Raw genomic sequence first — 19,216 nt, 5'->3', positions numbered from 1 at the left:
CTAAACCGACAATTAGCAACCAGTAACATCTTAACTATTACCCCTGCCACCTACCTCCATAACTTCTATCCTCCGGATTCTCACTTCCCATCTTCTCAAAAACTCCTATCTTTGTAAAAAATATCAACAATGGGAGTAGCAGATATGTTATTTAAAAAGAAAAAAGAACTTGCCGAAAAGAATCTTAATGACGGTAAAGAGTATATGGAAGAATATGGTAAGAGAGAAAGCGTTGTACAGTTGCCGAGCGGTTTGCAGTATGAGATCATTACCGAAGGAAACGGGGCAAAACCAGGACCTAAATCCACAGTAAAGTGTCATTACCACGGAACTACTATTTCCGGTAAGGTTTTCGACAGCTCCGTAAAAAGAGGAACCCCTGCATCTTTTCCTTTAAACAAAGTAATTAAAGGATGGACGGAAGCCCTTCAGCTAATGCCTGTTGGAAGTAAATGGAGACTGATCCTTCCTCCACATTTAGCGTATGGAGATCAGCAAATCAGCAAAGAAATAGGACCGAATTCTACACTGATTTTCGAAGTGGAATTGTTAGATATAAAATAATCCTGCTTAAAAATAGCTTAAAAATTTACCTGAATTCAGGTAAATTTTTTTATTTATATTATATTCGTGTTGATCAATTTTAAAGAATAAAGATTGTTGCAATTTTTTAGGTGCAGGGAGCCAAAAAAAGTGTACAAAATATACAATTTTAAATTTTATCGGAGATAAAATCTTTTGCACCTTAAAAAAGTAAACTATTAATTTCCTGCGCCTTTGCAACCAACAGTACTACACAAAGCAAAAATATAAACTGAATGAAAAAACTCTTTTATCTTTTGGCGGTATTCAGCTTGCTGGTATCCTGTGTTTCAAAAAAAAATCAGGTGATTAAACAGAATATCCTTACGCTGAAGGACAGTTACTGTAAAGCCCCTTTTAAATACAATTACAGCAATAGAATTCCATCCTATAACGCGGATTCTATTCTGGCAGCCAATAAAGAGCTGCAAGGCATGTTTTCTGATCAGAGTATCCTTATTCTGAATGCTTTGGATAATCTGGATGAGGTTCATCAAATTATTGATCTTAAAAAAGATTTATCTATTGCTTCCCAGGTTAAAGTACTCCAGCTTAAAACCAAAATCAACAGTAAAATTACCATTGCCCTTACTGAACTGGATGCTGTAGCTGCAGAATTTGATTGTGAAGGAGAAAGGGTGGCCCAAATTGGAAATTATGTAGACAATCTTAACGATTCCAAAAATAATAAACTCATTTTGCTTTCTATTGTAACAGGAGCGGCTGCCTCAGTGGCCGGAGGAATCATCAGTGATGGAGGCTGGAGCAATGCTGTTGACATAAGTGGGGGAGTTCTGGGAGCAGGTTTCGGTCTTGCAACCCTTAATCCGAAAGGCAAAAAAGTAGAATTTATCCATCAGAGGAATCTGTTGAGAGACATCTGGAGAGAAAAACTGGAATCTCCGAATTTTCCACCATTCATCTGGTATATGTATACAGAAAAAAAATTTTCCAATAAAGAAAAACATTCCATTATTAGTAGTATGAAAAAAAGATGGCTTCATTACCAGTTTGATGATATTAAAACCGCCGCCGATCAGTCCGTGATTTTTAGTGATGGAGGTTTTTACAGAGCGAATGATCTTCATAACCGCGCTGCAATGCTGAATCAAATGCAGTCTGCCACAAGAACCATTAATCAGAATATCAATTATCTGCTGCTGGATCTGGATAAATTAATCCTTTAAGAAAAATTTAACTGTAATAAAATTTGTTACATTTAAAAATTTATTTACCTTTGTCCTGTAATTACAATGAACAATACAAGATTTGCTACGGCAATACATATTATGACCTTATTGGCAAAAAGTCCTCAGGAGTGGCTCACTTCTGAATGGATTGCCGGCAGCATCAGTATCAATCCGGCGATTGTAAGAAAAGAGATCAGCGTATTGAGAGAAGCAGGCCTGATTGCCAGCAGACAGGGAAAAGACGGGGGAAGCCAACTTGCCAAAAATGCGGAACAGACTAGTATTTCAGAGATTTACAGAGCTGTAAAAAATACAGAAGTTTTAGGCAAGAAAAATCAGAATCCCAATCCTGCTTGCAGTGTTGGTAAAGAGATCAATATCCATTTAAATAGCTTATTTGAAGAAACGGATCAGTTGGTTACTCAGTTTTTAGGCGATAAGTCCCTGAAAGAATTTTCGGAGCAGTTCGAATAAAATTTTTTAACCTAAAATGTAACAAATTTTATTACAATTTAATTTTTAAAATAAAATATTATGAAAAAAGTATCAGTAATCGGTGCGACCGGTTTTGTAGGAAAAAAAGTAGTTAATGAATTAGCAGAAAGAGGATATGCTGTAGAAGCTTTGGTAAGAGATGCCTCTAAAGTAGAATCTAGGGAAAATGTAACCGCAAAAAGTGTTGACGTAAACAATACAGAAGAACTTGCAGAAGCTTTAAAAGGAAGTGATGCTGTGATCAGTGCATTCAATGCAGGCTGGACCAATCCAAATCTTTACAACGATTTCCTGAACGGTTCCATTAATATTGAAAAAGCAGTAGAGCAGTCAGGCGTAAAAAGACTTATTGTGGTTGGGGGAGCAGGAAGCCTTTACACTCCGGACAACGTACAGATCGTAGATACTCCGGATTTCCCTGAAGCTTACAAACCGGGAGCAACTGCTGCAAGAGATTATTTAAACAAAATCAAAGAAAACAGTACACTGGATTGGACATTCTTTAGCCCTGCCATTGAAATGAATCAGGCGAATGTAGGAGAGAGAACCGGAAAGTACAGAACATCTTTAGAAACTCCTGTTTTTGATGAAAACGGAAGAAGCCGTCTTTCTGTAGAAGATGTAGCAGCTGTTTTGGTAGACGAACTGGAACAAAATAACCATATCCGCGAGCGTTTCACAGCAGCTTATTAATTCATTAAAAAATAGACAATGTTAAAAAAGAAATTATTATCACTGCTGGCTCTGCTGGGATTTGTAAGCATTATGTTCGCAGGGAATTTAAAAATTAAAATTTATAATCCCGGCCCTAAAGCCATCTTTCCTATCACTTCCACCATTATTTATGGAGACAAAGACGCGGTGCTTATTGATGCCCAGTTTCAGAAGCAGTATGCAGAACAATTAGTGAAAGAAATCAAAGCAACAGGAAAAAATCTGAAAACGGTTTTTATCTCCCACAGCGACCCTGATTTTTACTTTGGGCTGGATGTTATCAAAAAAGCATTCCCAAATGCAAGAATCATTTCAACAGCACAGACTGCCTACCTTATATCCGCATCCAAAGATGAAAAAATGGCCGTATGGAAACCGCAGCTGAAAGAAGATGCTCCCTCAGAAATTATTATTCCGGAAGCTGCCAATACAATTCCGGACCTGGAAGGAAATAAGATCGAAATAAAACAGATTGCCGAAGATCCGGCTCACAGTTTTGTGTGGATCCCATCTTTAAAAACAGTGGCTGGTGGTATTTCTGTTTCCGTAGATTCCCATATCTGGATGGCAGACACTCAGAATATCAAAGCAATTGATCAATGGATAGGACAAATTGATGCGATGAAAGCATTAAAACCTGAACAGGTAATTCCTTCTCATTTTGCAAAACAGTCTTTGTCTCCACAATCTCTGGATTTTGTTAAAAGCTATCTGGAAAACTATAAAAAAGCGGTCACTGAAAACAAAACGTCTTCTGCTGTTGTAGATTTTATGGTTAAAAAATATCCTGATCTTCATGGAAAAGATGAGCTGGAAATGGGCGCAAAAGTTTTCTTTGGCGAAATGGACTGGGATCTGAAGTCTCCTTATCCGGCCATAGGAAACAAAGTGGAAGCCGATTTCGGAACGTTCAAATTTCTCCTGAATTTCAAGAACAATAAAGAAATGTCTTTCACAGGAATTTCCGGAAAAGTAAAAGGAAATACGGATACCGTACAGTACACCGCTGTAGAAGTGGCAAAGAATGTCTTTATGGTATACTGGCATGAACCAAAACTAGGTTCCAACATTACTCATGTTCAGGATTATAACAAAAATATAATTTATACTAATATTGCAGAACCTAACGGATCGTTCACCCATCTGAAAGGAACTCTTAAAATTCTAAAATAAATAAAAAACTGCTGTCTTGTGACGGCAGTTTTTGTTATAAAATGACTGTCTATTTAACAGCCATTTATTATAAATTCATAAACAATTTCGGGTTCACCGGTGTGTTGTTCTTATGTACCTCATAATGAAGGTGAGGTCCCGTAGAACGCCCGGAATTCCCGGATCTGGCAATAACCTGTCCTACCTTTACTTTATCATTGACTTTAGAAATCAGTTGGGATAAGTGACCGTAAAGCGTAGCCAATCCATTTCCGTGAGAAACGATGACACAGTTTCCGTAACCGCCTTTCTGACCGGAGAAAATAACTGTTCCCGCAGCAGCAGCTCTCACGTCTGAACCGAAAGCCACGGCAATGTCCAGTCCTTTATGGAACTGCATCTGGTCCGCTTCAGCAGGTGGATTGTTCTTTTCTACAGGGGCTTTAGCTGAAGAATTGCCGGCAACAGCTTTAGTTGAGGCAGTTGCAGGTGATGGGGCCGGAGCAGCAGGTGCCGCTTTTGGTGTCACCATTACTTTTACTTCTCTTTTATTTCCGTAGCTGTCCGTTAATTCAATGATTTTCTCAACTGGTTCAGCTTTTACTTCCGGTTTTGGTACTGCAGCAGCCATTGGTTTGGATTCTGTGGCACTGGGCTTTACAGAAGCAAATACGGTTTTAAAAGGAATTGGATTTTTTCTGATGCCGAAATTAGAGGAGATATATCCGTCGGTAGGCATTCCCAGAGGAACTTCCATTAGTTTTTTCTGAAGATTCATTAAAGACTGGCTGTAACGGTTGGCCTGCTTTGCCAGATATACAGAATTCGAGATACTGTCTTTACTCAGGATCATCACTTTTTCGTTAGTGATATCTTTGGATTTCAGGAATGAATTAAGTTCGGCTACAGTCCGATCTACCAAAGTAAGATCTGTTTTCATTTTTAGATAATCTACACTGTCTTTCTCTGTGTTTATTTTGACAAGGTTCACTTCATATTTCTTGTCATCTTTCTCAGAAAATAATCTGGCGATGAAGATCGCCTGTGCAAAAACTACTAGCAAAAGTCCTCCGAGGAGAACATTCACGTTCTTCTTGCTGTTTAGAAATTTCTTCATTTTTCTTCTCTTAGTATATTACAAAACAGTTTAAGCGTGCAAATTTAATTAAAAATACTCTTTGGAGGATATTTTTAAAGAAAACTTAGTTTTTTCTGTATTTAACGTCTGATTAGACATTTAATTGTGTTCAAGTGTTAATTTTTTCAGAAAGTGGCTTTTTATCATAGCCTCAAAGTCTGCGTTCCGTCTTTGTTTTAATATATTTGCAGTTCACATTCCAATTATGGCTAAAAAGAAAATAATTTCAGAATCTTCTAATCCAAAAAAGAATAAGAAAGACATTTCTGTAGGAGTAGTAGGAAGCGGAAGTTTTGCGACCGCTATCGTAAAAATGCTTGTTGAAAACTGTAAAACAGTACACTGGTGTGTAAGAAGTGAATTCGTGAAGGGAGCTATTGAACTCCGTGGACACAACCCTTCTTATCTTACAGCAGTTAATTTTAATCTTAAAAGTCTAAAACTTACAACAGATATCAACGAACTGGTGAGTGCCTGCGATGTGATCGTATTGGCAACACCTTCCATTTACCTGTCGGATACCATGGATAAAATGACCTGTGAATATGGTGATAAGATCTTTGTTTCTGCCATTAAAGGGATCATCCCTAAAGTAAATGATGTGGTAGCTCACTATTTAAGAGATGAATTTAAGATAGGTTTCAGAAACCAGGCTGTTATTGCAGGACCATGCCACGCAGAAGAAGTCGCTATGGAAAGACTTTCTTACCTTACTGTTGCTGCCGTGGAGGATGAAACGGCAGACAAGCTGAAAGAAATTTTCAGTTCAGATTTTATCAAAGTACATTCCAGTAAAGATATCTTAGGAAATGAGTATAGTGCCATCCTTAAAAATATTTTTGCGATCGGGGCGGGTATAGCAAGCGGGCTTGGCTATGGGGATAATTTTACGGCTGTTTTCGTTTCCAATGCGATCCGTGAAATGGAAATCTTCCTGGAAGCCGTATACGAAGCTCCAAGAGATGTTAATGAAAGTGCTTATCTGGGTGACCTTCTGGTAACAGCGTACTCTCTCTTCTCAAGAAACAGAAGTTTAGGAAACCTTATCGGAAAAGGATATACCGTAAAATCTGCAATCCAGTCCATGAACATGGTAGCAGAAGGATATTATGCTGCAGATTCCATTTATAAAACAGCGAAGCAAAAACATTTGAAGCTTCCGATCATTGATACGATTTATGCCATTCTTTATGAAGGCAAAAATGCAGAAAAACAGTTTAAAAAATTAACAGCAAAATTGAATTAAGCTATATGGTTTAATACAGCTTAAAAAAATAATGAACCGTTATTGCTCTTTGAATGTAATAACGGTTTTTTGTTAGGTTTTTACCATATATTCATGATTTGATTCTTCTGAAAAAGAATACCACCTGTGAATAAGTCAAATGCTTGCATCTGAAGGGACTGCATAATTTTTAATAAGCTTGGCTCCTGATGGATTCGATTTCTTCAGTAGTTAAAGCCAAATGTTTACCCAACATTCTGCTTCCGCTTTCCGTAATCAGAAAATCATCTTCCACCCTGATGCCGCTAAAGTTTCTGAATGTTTCCAGTGTATCATAATTGATGTATTCAGCAAATTGCTTAGATGCTTTCCAACGGTCGATAAGTTCCGGGATAATATAAATACCCGGTTCAATGGTTAACACATAACCTGCTTCCAGTGCTTTACCCAACCTTAAAGATTTAAGGCCAAACTGGGTAGTGTTTTTAACGAGATCATCAGTATATCCTACGTATTGCTCACCTAGATCTTCCATATCATGAACATCCAGACCCATCATATGGCCTGTACCGCACTGAAAAAACATAGCGTGGGCACCAGCCTGTACAGCATCTTCTATATTACCCTTCATCAGGCCGATGTCTTTTAAGCCCTGTGCCAGTATTTTGCACGAAGCCAAATGAACATCCAGATACCTGACACCAGGTGCCAAAAGACCTTTTGCATGATGATAGGCACTGAGTACGATATCATAAACATCCTTTTGCTTTGCACTGAATGTTTTGCCTACAGGGAAAGTACGGGTAAGATCTCCGGCATATCCTAAAGCGGTTTCCACTCCGGAATCGTTTAAGACTAATTGACCCTCCCTAAGTTGATTGCCATAATAGTGATTATGCAGGATTTCACCCTGAACCGTTAGAATGACAGGATAAGCCAGATTACCTCCTGAAGCCAATGCTTCGCTTTGTATTTTTGCAGCAAGTTCACGCTCATACATTCCTGGTTTTGCCTGTTGCATCACCAGTAGATGAATGTCGGCTGATATCGATGCTGCACGATCCAGCTCTGCAATTTCTTCAGCCGATTTTATTGAACGCTGTGCAACAATAGCTTTTATGAAACTTAGTGACGAACGTTCTTTCAACTGGTCCATAGGGATATCAAACCAATTTGTGAGTTTAATTTTATTTTCCGGACGGTAAGGGGGTAAAAAATGAACGGTACGGTTTTTTCCCTGGTATTTTTTAAGGTAAATGTCGAGCTGATCCAGCGGAAGAATATTTGATAAGCCGAAATCTGCACTTTTTTCTGCTAACGTTTTCTGCCTGCCCATCCACACAATATCATCAATACTCATTTCATTTCCGAAAAGAATAGTTTCATCTTCATCCAGATCGATAATGGCTGCCAGTGAAGGTTCGTTAATTCCAAAATAATACAGAAAGGTACTGTCCTGTCTGAAGTGATATATATTATCTTTAAAGTTCATCGGGCTGTCTTCATTACCTAAAAAGAGTAATATCCCGGAATTTAATTTCGATTTTAACACAGAACGTCGTTGAATGTACACTTTCTTTTCAAACATGTTATTAAATATTAAAAACAAATATCTCAAAAAGCGTTCATCAATTGATATTTGCAAATTATAAGCTAAAATATAAAAGTTATAATAAATAATGAAGGGATAATCCGATTACTTATTTCGATAGTATAATATTGACAGTTTCCATAGAATTTTTTTTGCCTGTTAGAAAACTATTTAAGCACAAAAAATTGACGTGTTAAAATCGTTAAACCCATCCTTATTTATAAAACTTTTCCCGAAATTTGATGTAAAATTTAGAATTATGCCACACTCGCTTACAAGCAGAACACCGAAGCCAAAATATGACGTTGTACTGATAGGCGGCGGAATCATGAGCGCCACTTTAGCAACACTGCTTCACGAATTTGATCCCCATCTGGAAATTGCCATATTCGAAAGGCTTGGCAGGTTTGCAAAAGAAAGTACAGCGGCTTGGAATAATGCAGGGACTGGGCATTCAGCTTTTTGTGAACTAAATTATACTCCTGAAAAACCAGATGGAACTGTTGACATTACCAAGGCGGAAAGTATCGCAGAGCAGTTTGAAATGTCGAAGCAGTTCTGGGCATACCTGGTTACTAAAGGATACATTCAGAATCCCAAAGATTTTATCAATTCATGTCCTCATATGAGCCTGGTATTCGGCGAAAAAGATGCAGAATATCTTAGAAAGCGTCACGAAAAAATGTCCGGATCCGCACTGTTTTCTGGTATGGAATATTCCACGGATCATGAACAGCTCAGAGAATGGCTTCCCTTGGTGATGAGCAAAAGAAACCAGTCTGAAGTAATGGCGGCGACCAAAATGGATATGGGAACAGATGTTAACTTTGGAACATTAACCAGAAAAATGGGAAGACATTTGCTGGAAGATTCTAATGTTGAGGTATTCCTGTACCACGAAGTAAAAGACGTTGATCCAAGAGAAGATGGGAAGTGGGAAATGAAGGTGAAAGACAGAATCCACAATCATAAGCAGGAAGTAGTTGCTGATTTTGTATTTATTGGTGCCGGAGGCTACGCACTTCCGCTACTGGACAGTTCGGATATTAAAGAAAGTGAAGGGTATGGAGGTTTCCCTGTTTCCGGACAGTGGCTGGTGAGTCACAATCAGGAACTGGTAGAAAAGCATCATGCAAAAGTGTACACCCAGGCAACAGTAGATGCTCCGCCAATGTCCGTTCCTCACCTGGATCTTAGAATTATTGATGGTAAAAAAGCGCTTCTTTTCGGGCCTTTTGCCGGATTTTCTACAAAATTCCTGAAAGAGGGAAGTTACCTGGATCTGCCAGAAAGTGTTAATACAAAAAATTTAAGATCACTATTTGGTGCCTGGTGGCATAATCTTCCCCTGACCAAATACCTTATTCAGCAGGTGGCGATGACAAAGTCTCAGAGAATACAGCACCTGAGAGAATTCATCAAAGATGCCAAAGAAGAAGACTGGGAACTGAAAGTAGCCGGGCAGAGAGTACAGATCATTAAAAAAGATGAAAAAGATGGTGGAAAACTGGAATTCGGAACCGAAGTCGTTGTAAATAAAAGCGGAACCATAGCCTCATTGCTTGGTGCTTCTCCGGGAGCCTCCACAGCAGTATATGCCATGCTGAATGTTCTCGAGAAATGTTTCCCTGAAAAACTACAGGGCGAATGGAAAGACAAGTTGCTGGAAATGGTTCCTTCTTACGGACAGAAATTAGCCCACAATTCGGAGCTAACTGAAAAGGTAAGAAATTATACCAAAGAAAAACTGGAATTAGAATATTAAAAAAGTGAATGGTGAATAGTCAATTGTGAATTCTAAATTCTAAAAATTGACTATTCACCATTGACAATTGACAATTGTTATAAAGGTGGAAGAAGTAATTGTAAAGCCCGTTATTGCCAAAGAACTCCTGGAGTCTCTTCAAACCAAAATAGAAGAGGAGAAGCAGGTTATTGTACACTGCTGTTTTCCTGCATCACCATTTTTGGGCAACCTGATCAGGATCTGGAATTCCACTTACCTTCTTGATAATCAGTCTGACCATAAAAGTAAGCTGATCCATGCTGAGAATATTACGATCTATCCCAACTGGACAGCTGTTCCGTTTATGCAGGATTTCTGGTTTACTTTAGTATTTTCCGGTTTGCCCAGAGACTGTAAAAGTTTCGACCTGAAAGAAGTTATTCCGGAAGAGGGAGGTTTTTTTGTGGAGTCTATTAAAAGAAATTCTCTGGACGTTTACCGTGTGAAAATCTCAGAATCCTATTAACGTAAGGCATGAAAGTACGCGAAGAGAAACTGAAGCAGATCATCATTTGGGCAGAAAATAATCCTGATATCCGTGCTGCGCTGCTGACCAGTTCACTGGTGAGTCCATATGCGCCTGTAGATGATTTCAGTGACCTCGATGTAGAGCTGATTTTTGAAAATATGAAGGAATATGAGACTGATAAAAAATGGATGTATCTTTTTGGTGAGCCGATTTCCATAGTGGAAGAAGAGGAGACTTATTTTGAAGGAAAGCACGCCATGAAAATGGTACTGTACGCCGATCATGTGAAGGTTGATTTTAAACTTTATCAGAAATCAGAGTTTTTGAAAGAGGTACAAAAAGAGCAGCTTCCGGAAGATTGGGATGTAGGCTATAAAGTTCTGGTTGATAAAGACAATCTTACTAAAGACCTGAAGCATCCAACCTATCAATCTGTTATGATCCAGAAGCCAACAGAACAGAGATTTCAGCAATTAATGAACGATTTCTGGTGGGATACAACCTATGTGGCAAAATGTCTTAAACGCGGAGATCTGTTTTATGCTAAATTCATGTCCGAAGACGTGATCAGGACAGATTATCTCGTTCCTCTCATCGAATGGTATATTGCCAGCTTTCACGACTGGAAAAATATAACGACCAATAAACACGGCCGCCTTTTCAGAAAATATCTTTCTGCGGAACTCTGGACACAGGTAGAAGCTACATTTTCAGGCAGCAATATTAATGATAACTGGCATGCCCTATACGCTGCTGCGGATCTTGTACATGAGCTGGGAACGGCTTTGGCGCAGAAGCTTGATTTTGAATACCCTCAAAAACATGAACATGATATCAGGAAGTACCTTGCTGAGGTGAAATCCATGCCCTGACATCAGGCAAATTCATTCTGTGTGATCAGGTTTTCCATACAGTATTCTGAAATGGCGGTAATCGTCACAAACGGATTGACACCAATAGTTCCCGGAATCAAAGATCCATCCAGAACATAAAGATTTTCATGATCTTTTAATTTTCCGTATTCATTAGTAGCTTTACCCAAAACACAGCCGCCCAATGGATGGTAGCACACATCTGCGCCGAAACCGTTATTAAATAAGAAGTGGCTTCTCGTTCCGCCATTGGCTCTGTTCATCTTTTTTATGAAATAATCAGCATTCTCCCTCATTTTAGTTGTATGATTCTGGTTCCAGTCCAGACTGAGGTTTTTCTTTGTGCTGTCATAAGAAACCTCTCCCTTTTTATCCACCCGGTTGATCAGCAGATACAATGCCGTTGCCACATCCATTCCCATCGGAAGCGGGGCGATTTCTGTAAAAAAAGGATGCTCCTTATCGTCCCAGTTATCTATACCACCCACAGGAATGGTCGACTGTTTGGCGCCTGTTCCGCCTGATAAAGGCTTTACCCAGTTTCTGCCGGTCATAAAATTACCGTTGTTTCCCCAGTTTTTTCCAATCTGTTCATGAATTGGAAAACCATTGACTGCATTAGAATGTAGCAGCAGTTTTAAAGTTCCCATCGTTCCTGCGGCAAGAATCAGTTTTTTACAATTGAATACTTTATCAGAAATTACAGTTCCTGAAGTATCAGTTTGCTGAACTTCTAAAGTATAGGTTTTATCATCATTAAGCTTAATATTTTCAACACAGTGAAGGTCCAGGATCTCAAGATTTCCGGTTTCTAAGGCTTTTTTAAGATACGTTTTATCCAGACTGTTCTTTCCGTGATTATTTCCATAGATTACTTCCGTATTAAAAGCAGAGCGGGGGACTTCATTTCTGTATTCCTTTTCCATATACTGAAAGTCATAGACATTCGGAACCCGCACGGTTTTAAAGCCTGCTTTATGGGCTTCTGCTTCACCCACTCTAGTAAATTTATAATAAGGACAATCCTTTAAAAATTGCTCACCGATAACATTTACCTTCAGTTCTTTATGTACCAAAGGAAAATAGTGATTATAGAACTTTTCAGGATCCAGATCAGGAAATACCTCTTTGAAATAACTTTCCTTCGGAGTAACCGCCATTCCTCCATTAACAAGAGAGCCGCCGCCAACACCTCTGCCAACCCAGATATTTATATTATCAAAATCCATTCTGTCCAGGGTTCCAGTAAAAGGTTCCAGAGAAAAAATATTCATAAACGGAGCAATTGTCTTATTTTTAAGCCACGCAGCACTTTTTCCGGGCTTCAGCATATTGGAAAACGGAATCCCGGATTCCCCCCAGTTGAGGCCCATTTCCAGCATAAGGACCTTTTTTCCTGCTTCACAGAGCCGAAGGGCAGAAACAGCACCTCCGTATCCGCTTCCAATAATAAGTATCGGAGCCTCTATAATGTCTTTTTTCTGTTTCCCTATTCTGGGCTGTACGGCCTGAAACAGGTTAGAGTTAAGGAAATAAAAACCTGACACCGCGAGAATGCCTGTTTTGATGAATTTCTTTCTGTCCATGTGCTCTGTATGGTCAAAAAATATGCTAAAGAAAGTGAAGTACAGATTATTTAAAACAGATTGTATGTTTTTATTACAATTTTAACTTTTCAAGCCGTTAAAAATTCATAGTTTTACTTATAATTTTGATGCACTCATGAAAAAATATATTACCATACTTCTGTTTCTCCCGCTTTTTATGTTTTCTCAAAAAATGGTTTCAAAAGAGATCATGGAGATCAGGAAATTTCAGGAAGAACTCAATGCAGAATATCTTAACCCAAAGGAAACGCCTTTGCGTGGAGATAATTTTACCAATTTTAAGGAGCATCCATTCTTTCCGGTGGATTTCAAGTATATTGTCACTGCTAAATTCAGTAAAACAAAAAATGCCAGGCCTTTTGAGCTTCCAACCTCTTCAGGTAAAACAAAATCTTATAAGGAATACGGAAAAGCAATATTTCAGCTGGATGGAAAATCCTATACGCTAACCTTGTATCAAAGCCTTGATCTGATTAAGCAGAAAAAATATAAAGATTATTTATTTTTACCCTTCCGGGATGCTACTAACGAAAAAGAAACCTATGGCGGCGGAAAATATATGGATCTGAAAATTCCGAAAGGGAACACGATTGTTCTGGATTTCAACCAATCCTATCAGCCATATTGTGCTTACAATGCCTACGATTACAACTGCCCGATTGTTCCTGAAGAAAATAAGCTTCCGGTCGAAATCAGAGCCGGTGTGATGTACCAGGATATTTATCATCATTAAGCATATGATCAGATTAGATTTTTTTAAAGAATCCGATTTCACGGAACTTAATTATGCTCTGGATAAAAATCAGTTGCAGTATACTTCAACAGTAGAAAAGGCTTTAGCGAGGATTAATAACAGAAATGACGGAAAAGAATTTGCAGTGACCATCTTTGAAGGTGAAAAGCCTGCAGGTTTTTTTGCACTGGATTTTGGCGAAGATAAACTGGATCTTACTGACAACGAAAAATCTGTTTTACTAAGATCTTTGTCTATAAATCCTGACTTACAGGGAAAAGGAATCGGAAAAACGGCTATGGATAAAGTGGACGGTTTTGTCAAAGAAAATTTTCCGTATTGCAATGAAATCGTTCTTGCGGTTAATCAGAAAAATGTTTCAGCGTATCATATCTACCTGAAAGCAGGTTATCTGTACAACGGTAAAACCAGAATAGGAAGAAATGGTCCCCAATATCTGATGTATAAAAAACTTTAAGACCTCAGGTGCTATAGTAATTGTTAACCATTCCTCAGAAAAATGCTTAGATGAAGCACCGGCTGTCTTAAAGAAAATTACAGATTCAGGCGGAAATGGGACCACTTATCAGTGTGATGTCTCCAAAGAAGATCAGGTCATCAAAATGTTTCAGGATACCGTTTACATTCGGAACGGTAGATTTCCTGATCAATAATGCCGGAATTCAGAAAGACGCAAAATTTACTGGAATGGCTTTTATTGCGAAAATTCTCCAGAAAAGAAATAGCAGAATCCGAAACGGAAATGCCTGAAGAGACGAAGGGGTAATGCTTGGGAGCTGGAATAGTTAGGAAATTCCCTTTAAGGCTTATAATTTTTTGCAGTTATCGTGAAATTTGATTAAGAGGGTTTTAAAAGAACAGTGAAAACCGAGTGGGAGTTGTTTCTATGACCTCAATAAATTCTCTCTTCCACCCTCATACTTCCTTATCCTCAGATTATTCAAAGATCTGCTGAATAACCTCCAGCGATGTGGGGATCTTAAAATCAGTAATATGATAATGGTAGTAAACGAGAAGACTGTCCAGAAAATCTTTTCTTAATGAGTGATGTATCTTTGTTGCATAGAGATTTTCTGAGCGGATGGCTGTTTTCCAGATGGCTGATATTTCTTTGGTAAACAAATGGTGGGACTGACTTACAGAGAATGTTCCTGTCTCGGGATCTAAATATTGCCCGTCATTGATCAATGGAGCAACGCCCTGGATTTTTAATATTGTAATTAAAAAAAGCAGATGACACTGATAGTTTTTGACTGCCAGCTCATTGACAAATTCATCAATACTGAAAAAGAGATTCGGATTTTTATTTTCATGCCTTAAAACCTGGTTCAGGAAGTCTGAGATGAAGAATATAACTGTATTGGCTTTGATATCCATATACATATCGTGGTTCTTTACCAGCTCAAATCTTGAAACTGAAGGGATTTCATTACCTCTTGCTGGATTAATGGTAAAGCTGAGCATATTCAAAGGCTGAAGCAGAGCTTTCTTTTTATTTCTTTTGGAATAAATTCCTTTTACGAAATAGGTCTGAAAACCTTCCTCTTCTGTAAAACAATGCAGAACTGCATCATTTTCGCCGTATTTTATGAATGATAATAAAAATCCGTTTTGTGAATTCATTAATTAACCACAGCTATTTTTGCAGTAGCTTTATCCGAACCGTCTTCATTGGTCATCAGTACAAAATAAATACCTGAAGCTACCCTGTTCCCTTTTTGATTATTAAGATCCCATTCGTAATAACCTCCTCTTGCTACTGCAGAATGTATTACGTTTCCTGCTGCATCAGCAATTCTGATATTCGTTTTTTCTGCAAGCCCTTTAATAGTGACTTTTCCTTTAAAGTTTGAATATACTATAGGGTTAGGATACACCACTACATTCCCGAAGTTGGAAGTTACATCCGCTACATCTCCCTGATAAGCTACAATACCATTAAAGGTTACAAAATATACTTTCCCTGTTTTTCTGTCTACCTTTATATCGGTCACGGAATTGGTAGGAAGAGGGGAATTTTCTTTTGTGAAATGTTTTATAGTTTGCTGTCCGTCGGAAGAAAGGTAATATACACCGCCACCATCTACAGAAATCCATTTATAGTCTCCGGCATCTACTTCTATCTGAAGTATCTGTCCGTCTCTGAAAAGTTCTTCCCCAAGTCCTCCCTGTTCTATAATGATAGGTTCTACTTCAGGGTCAGGGTTTTTTATTTCTGCAGCAGCATTAGGTAATATTCTTAAGCCGCTGTCGGTACCGATCCAGGCGTCTCCCGATTTACTAAAAGCTACAGATAAGGTTCCTTTTGAGTTTCCTGCGAACCCATTGGAATCTTTTAAAATATAGTCCGTATCGTCAGAAAGATTGGTCGGGTTTTTATAGTCGTATGCAATGAAATTGTTGGATCTTGGAAGTGGGATCCACAACATATTTTCGTAATAGATTGGTTTTTGGATACCGTCACTGGTTAACCCGAATTTTTTCATGATAAAGTCATCTGCTGCTTTGTCATAAATACCAACAGATGGTGATCCATTATTGAACCCTACAGTAACAAAAAGATTATTCTGATTATCAAATGCGAAGCCTGCAGGGCGATTATAAGATGGAGCTGGATTTCCCAAACTATAATATTTTATAAAATCAAAATCTTTACTGCTGGCATTGTATTTCATTTTATAGACCCCTTGCGCAGTGGTTGTATAGTTAGTGAAAAATACCTCACTGTTATCTGCCGGATTGAATATTGCATCCAGTACATTTATCGGAGCAGTAGTAGTTGAGAAAAAAGTAGATCGAAGCCACTCAGATCCGTTAAAATAATAAAAACCAGGCTTTTTCGGATTTTCTCCGGGCTGGTTATATCTGTTCACTCTGGATCCGGACGATACCAGCATTTGATTATTGTCATACAAATTGATCTTGTATGAAGAGTTTGAATATGGACCTGATGGCTTATAGGTAGTTCCACTTTCTTCCTTTATTCCGGATAAGATTGTTCCTGCATATATTTTTCCGCCGGCTGTGATAGCTGTATTACAGTCTTCTCCCATGCTTGCGGCATTTAAAGATAATCCGTTTAATCCGAAGGTATATATTCTGTTATCTGTAACTACAATATTACTGGAATTGATAACTATGTCCTGAATATTTGAAAAACTTACCGGTAATGGAGTGCCGGTACCGCTATTGTATATATATGCTGATGTTGCAGACGAAAAGATAAGTGATGATTCAGCATCAATATGTTTGAATGATCCGGGAATTTCCGTTGTCCATGTTGAAAATACAGGAAATGTAGTATTCATTTCATGGCTTTTAAGTCCGGTATTTGTTACAGAATATACCTTGTTCCCAAATAGGGTTGCTTCGTTGCTGGCTTCATATACACCACCGTTTACAAAGAATGCCGAATCTCCGAATTCTTTTTTGTTAATGTTAAATATAGAAACTCCATAGCCTACAGACACTACAGCCTGATCTCCTGTAATGGAAATATGATTGATCCTTTTGCTTCCGTTATACCCTGTTGCGATAGGAATATCCACAATATATTTGATCTCCTGTGGAGTAATAACGTCCATAGAACCGTTTGCATATCCTATTACACCTATTTTAGTCTGTGGGTTATAGTCGAAGGCGGATATATTAATGTCATGGAGACCGTTGGCTTTTGACAGCTTTGTAATCTCTCCGGTTGAAATGGTATAGTAGAATATCCCGTTTTCAGTAGCGGCAATTATCTTTCCGTTGTCTTCCTTCATGGCAAGAACATTGTTGTAGGAAAAAAGATCCGTCCATTTTTTAGATGAAATCACCTGCGCATTCACAAATTGCAGGGAGGCTAAAATACCTAGAGAGATTAAAGAGAGTTTTTTCATATTATACGGTTATGCTGCTGTCTATTGTCTGGTTGTTCCAGGAAATATGCTTTACGTTTTTATTTGCATCAAAGTAAAAATCTATTCTGCCAAGAAGAAGACCTGCCCATCCTACCTGATTCACCAGAACATTTTTACCCTGTCTGTTGGTAAACGTCTGCGGTTCAGGTAAAAAAGTATGGGTATGTCCGCCTAGAATGATATCGATGTTTTCTGTGTTGGCAGCCAGTATTTTGTCGCTTATTTTATTAGGTTCATCTTTATAATCATAGCCGATATGAGAAAGGCAGATCACAAGATCACATTTTTGTTCGTTTTTTAGGAAATTGGAATAATGCTGGGCTACATCTACAGGATCTGAGTATATGGTTTCACCATACTGTTTCTTTCCTACAAGGCCATCCAGCTGAATACCTACTCCGAAAATTCCAACTTTTATTCCGTTTTTGTTAAAAATCTTATACTGTGACGTCTTTCCATCCAGAACTGTGTTTTTAAAATCATAGTTTGAACAGATGAATGGAAATTTTGCATTAGGAAGAACTTTCAGGAAACCGTCCAGGCTATTATCAAAATCATGATTTCCCATTGTTGAAGCATCATACTTCATCATCGACATTAGTTTAAACTCCAATTCACCTCCGAAGAAATTGAAATACGGAGTTCCCTGAAAAATATCACCTGAATCAAGAAGTAAAACATTGCTTTCCTGATTTCTGATCTGCTGTATCAGGCTTGCCCTTCTTGCAAATCCACCCTGATTGGGATTCTTCGTATAGCTTGCATCGAAAGGTTCTATTCTGCTGTGCTGGTCATTGGTATGAAGGATGGTGAGTTTATTTTCAGATTGAAAAGGATTGAATTTCAATTCTTCTGCCATCATCATATTGGGAGCTAAAGCTGCTGCTAAAGATCCGCTACCTATAACTTTTAAAAAACTTTTTCTATCCATTATTTCTTACCGATAAAATTTAAACGAACATCTGTATTTGGAATCACTTCAGAAGATTTTCTGAAATATTCAATGAAAAGATCCCTTAACCTGATCCCTGTAGAAATAGATTCCCCTTTGGAAAAGAACTTCATATTGTCTCCGCCAAGAGCCAGATAATCTGAAGTAGCGATGTAATAATTTTGGTCAGGATTTACTGGTTTTCCATTGATCTGATATTTAGTAAGCTGTCCGTTATTGGTTTCAATATATAAGTGAGAAACAGGATTGTTGACCTGAGTTTTTGCATAATAATCAAAAAGTCCCTGAAGATCTGATCCTTTCATTTTTACAATGATCACTTCATTTTCGAAAGGCATTACTTCAAAAACACTTTTCAGAAGAATATCACCTTTACCAATTGTAGTACGTATTCCTCCGATATTGATCAGAGCGGCATCAACGTTTTTATTAAGATTCTTTTTCGTCCATGCATCGGCACCTTCAAAGGTATAGTCGGCCAAAAGATTACCCAGATTGCTGTTATCACCCTGCTTTGTAAGGTCTACACTGGTGTGGGAGATCTTTTGGTTCATCTCTTTGTCCAGTTTCTGCTTATAAGGTTCAATAACTTTTACAAACTCCTCATCATTCTTTAGCTCATTATTAATAGAAATATTTTTCTGAGGCTGAACTTGCGCCAACTGCAGCGTAGAAGCTGTTTTGCACGCAGTGAGTGTAGCCAGAGCAATTCCTAGTAACAAGAATTTATTTTTCATATATCTTTTAGTATATGCAAATATAATTATATGTATAATAAAACATTATT

The 19,216-nt window shown here is 38.1% G+C and carries 19 protein-coding genes; 12 read left to right on the top strand and 7 right to left on the bottom strand.

Annotation, left to right across the window (positions count from 1 at the left end):
- Positions 1-129 precede the first annotated feature (129 nt).
- The 5 genes from DRF60_RS16650 (at position 130) to DRF60_RS16630 (ending at position 4,154) form a co-directional block, all read left to right on the top strand.
- Positions 130-564: an FKBP-type peptidyl-prolyl cis-trans isomerase gene (locus DRF60_RS16650; RefSeq protein ID WP_116013273.1), complete on the top strand. Its 435-nt coding sequence runs from the start codon at positions 130-132 to the stop codon at positions 562-564.
- A 254-nt stretch (positions 565-818) separates the two neighbouring features.
- Positions 819-1,769, top strand: a complete 951-nt coding sequence (locus DRF60_RS16645; protein WP_116013271.1) for a hypothetical protein — start codon at positions 819-821, stop codon at positions 1,767-1,769.
- 66 nt (positions 1,770-1,835) lie between these two features.
- Positions 1,836-2,246, top strand: coding sequence for an Rrf2 family transcriptional regulator (locus DRF60_RS16640; protein ID WP_116013268.1), 411 nt, complete (start codon positions 1,836-1,838; stop codon positions 2,244-2,246).
- Between the two features lie 60 nt (positions 2,247-2,306).
- A complete protein-coding gene (locus tag DRF60_RS16635) occupies positions 2,307-2,960 on the top strand; it encodes an NAD(P)-dependent oxidoreductase (RefSeq protein WP_116013265.1) in 654 nt (217 codons plus the stop codon).
- 18 nt (positions 2,961-2,978) lie between these two features.
- Positions 2,979-4,154: an MBL fold metallo-hydrolase gene (locus DRF60_RS16630; protein ID WP_116013263.1), complete on the top strand. Its 1,176-nt coding sequence runs from the start codon at positions 2,979-2,981 to the stop codon at positions 4,152-4,154.
- Positions 4,155-4,221: 67 nt separating this feature from the next.
- Here the strand turns inward: DRF60_RS16630 and DRF60_RS16625 are convergent, their stop codons facing one another.
- Complete coding sequence (locus DRF60_RS16625; protein ID WP_116013260.1) at positions 4,222-5,250, bottom strand: M23 family metallopeptidase; 1,029 nt, start codon at positions 5,248-5,250, stop codon at positions 4,222-4,224.
- Positions 5,251-5,476: 226 nt separating this feature from the next.
- On the opposite strand from DRF60_RS16625, the gene DRF60_RS16620 reads away from it, so the two are divergent.
- Positions 5,477-6,517: an NAD(P)H-dependent glycerol-3-phosphate dehydrogenase gene (locus tag DRF60_RS16620; protein ID WP_116013258.1), complete on the top strand. Its 1,041-nt coding sequence runs from the start codon at positions 5,477-5,479 to the stop codon at positions 6,515-6,517.
- A gap of 169 nt (positions 6,518-6,686) precedes the next feature.
- Here the strand turns inward: DRF60_RS16620 and DRF60_RS16615 are convergent, their stop codons facing one another.
- Positions 6,687-8,084 carry an aminopeptidase P family protein gene (locus DRF60_RS16615; RefSeq protein WP_116013255.1) on the bottom strand — a complete coding sequence of 466 codons (1,398 nt, stop codon included), beginning with the start codon at positions 8,082-8,084 and terminating at the stop codon, positions 6,687-6,689.
- Positions 8,085-8,346: 262 nt separating this feature from the next.
- Between DRF60_RS16615 and mqo the strand changes: the two genes are divergently transcribed.
- From mqo to DRF60_RS16600, 3 genes are all read left to right on the top strand, one after another.
- Positions 8,347-9,852 carry a malate dehydrogenase (quinone) gene (gene mqo / locus DRF60_RS16610; RefSeq protein ID WP_116013252.1) on the top strand — a complete coding sequence of 502 codons (1,506 nt, stop codon included), beginning with the start codon at positions 8,347-8,349 and terminating at the stop codon, positions 9,850-9,852.
- 85 nt (positions 9,853-9,937) lie between these two features.
- Entirely contained in the window at positions 9,938-10,339 is a 402-nt protein-coding gene (locus DRF60_RS16605; RefSeq protein ID WP_116013319.1) for a hypothetical protein, read from the top strand.
- Between the two features lie 8 nt (positions 10,340-10,347).
- Complete coding sequence (locus tag DRF60_RS16600; RefSeq protein ID WP_116013250.1) at positions 10,348-11,214, top strand: AadS family aminoglycoside 6-adenylyltransferase; 867 nt, start codon at positions 10,348-10,350, stop codon at positions 11,212-11,214.
- Positions 11,215-11,216: 2 nt separating this feature from the next.
- Here DRF60_RS16600 and DRF60_RS16595 read toward each other — a convergent pair whose 3' ends face one another.
- The gene (locus DRF60_RS16595; RefSeq protein WP_116013247.1) at positions 11,217-12,800 is read right to left on the bottom strand and encodes a GMC family oxidoreductase N-terminal domain-containing protein; all 1,584 of its coding nucleotides are present in this window, start codon (positions 12,798-12,800) and stop codon (positions 11,217-11,219) included.
- Between the two features lie 136 nt (positions 12,801-12,936).
- Between DRF60_RS16595 and DRF60_RS16590 the strand changes: the two genes are divergently transcribed.
- The 3 genes from DRF60_RS16590 (at position 12,937) to DRF60_RS21650 (ending at position 14,325) form a co-directional block, all read left to right on the top strand.
- Complete coding sequence (locus DRF60_RS16590) at positions 12,937-13,554, top strand: DUF1684 domain-containing protein (protein ID WP_116013245.1); 618 nt, start codon at positions 12,937-12,939, stop codon at positions 13,552-13,554.
- Positions 13,555-13,558: 4 nt separating this feature from the next.
- Complete coding sequence (locus DRF60_RS16585) at positions 13,559-14,032, top strand: GNAT family N-acetyltransferase (protein ID WP_116013242.1); 474 nt, start codon at positions 13,559-13,561, stop codon at positions 14,030-14,032.
- Between the two features lie 95 nt (positions 14,033-14,127).
- Positions 14,128-14,325: a hypothetical protein gene (locus tag DRF60_RS21650; RefSeq protein ID WP_238640227.1), complete on the top strand. Its 198-nt coding sequence runs from the start codon at positions 14,128-14,130 to the stop codon at positions 14,323-14,325.
- A gap of 186 nt (positions 14,326-14,511) precedes the next feature.
- Here DRF60_RS21650 and recO read toward each other — a convergent pair whose 3' ends face one another.
- The 4 genes from recO to DRF60_RS16560 are packed head-to-tail and all read right to left on the bottom strand — an operon-like array spanning position 14,512 to position 19,166.
- A complete protein-coding gene (recO, locus tag DRF60_RS16575; RefSeq protein WP_116013239.1) occupies positions 14,512-15,198 on the bottom strand; it encodes a DNA repair protein RecO in 687 nt (228 codons plus the stop codon).
- A complete protein-coding gene (porZ, locus tag DRF60_RS16570; protein ID WP_185144597.1) occupies positions 15,198-17,456 on the bottom strand; it encodes a type IX secretion system anionic LPS delivery protein PorZ in 2,259 nt (752 codons plus the stop codon). The genes recO and porZ overlap by 1 nt, the downstream gene beginning before the upstream one ends.
- Before the next feature lies 1 nt (position 17,457).
- On the bottom strand, positions 17,458-18,408 hold the full coding sequence (locus DRF60_RS16565) for a bifunctional metallophosphatase/5'-nucleotidase (protein ID WP_116013237.1): 951 nt from the start codon (positions 18,406-18,408) through the stop codon (positions 17,458-17,460).
- Positions 18,408-19,166: a 5'-nucleotidase C-terminal domain-containing protein gene (locus DRF60_RS16560; protein ID WP_116013234.1), complete on the bottom strand. Its 759-nt coding sequence runs from the start codon at positions 19,164-19,166 to the stop codon at positions 18,408-18,410. Before DRF60_RS16560 ends, DRF60_RS16565 begins: the two co-directional genes overlap by 1 nt.
- Positions 19,167-19,216: the final 50 nt, after the last annotated feature.

The sequence above is a fragment of the Chryseobacterium elymi genome (genome assembly GCF_003385495.1).
GTDB lineage: Bacteria > Bacteroidota > Bacteroidia > Flavobacteriales > Weeksellaceae > Chryseobacterium > Chryseobacterium elymi.
This window is presented reverse-complemented; position numbering and strand designations above follow the sequence as displayed.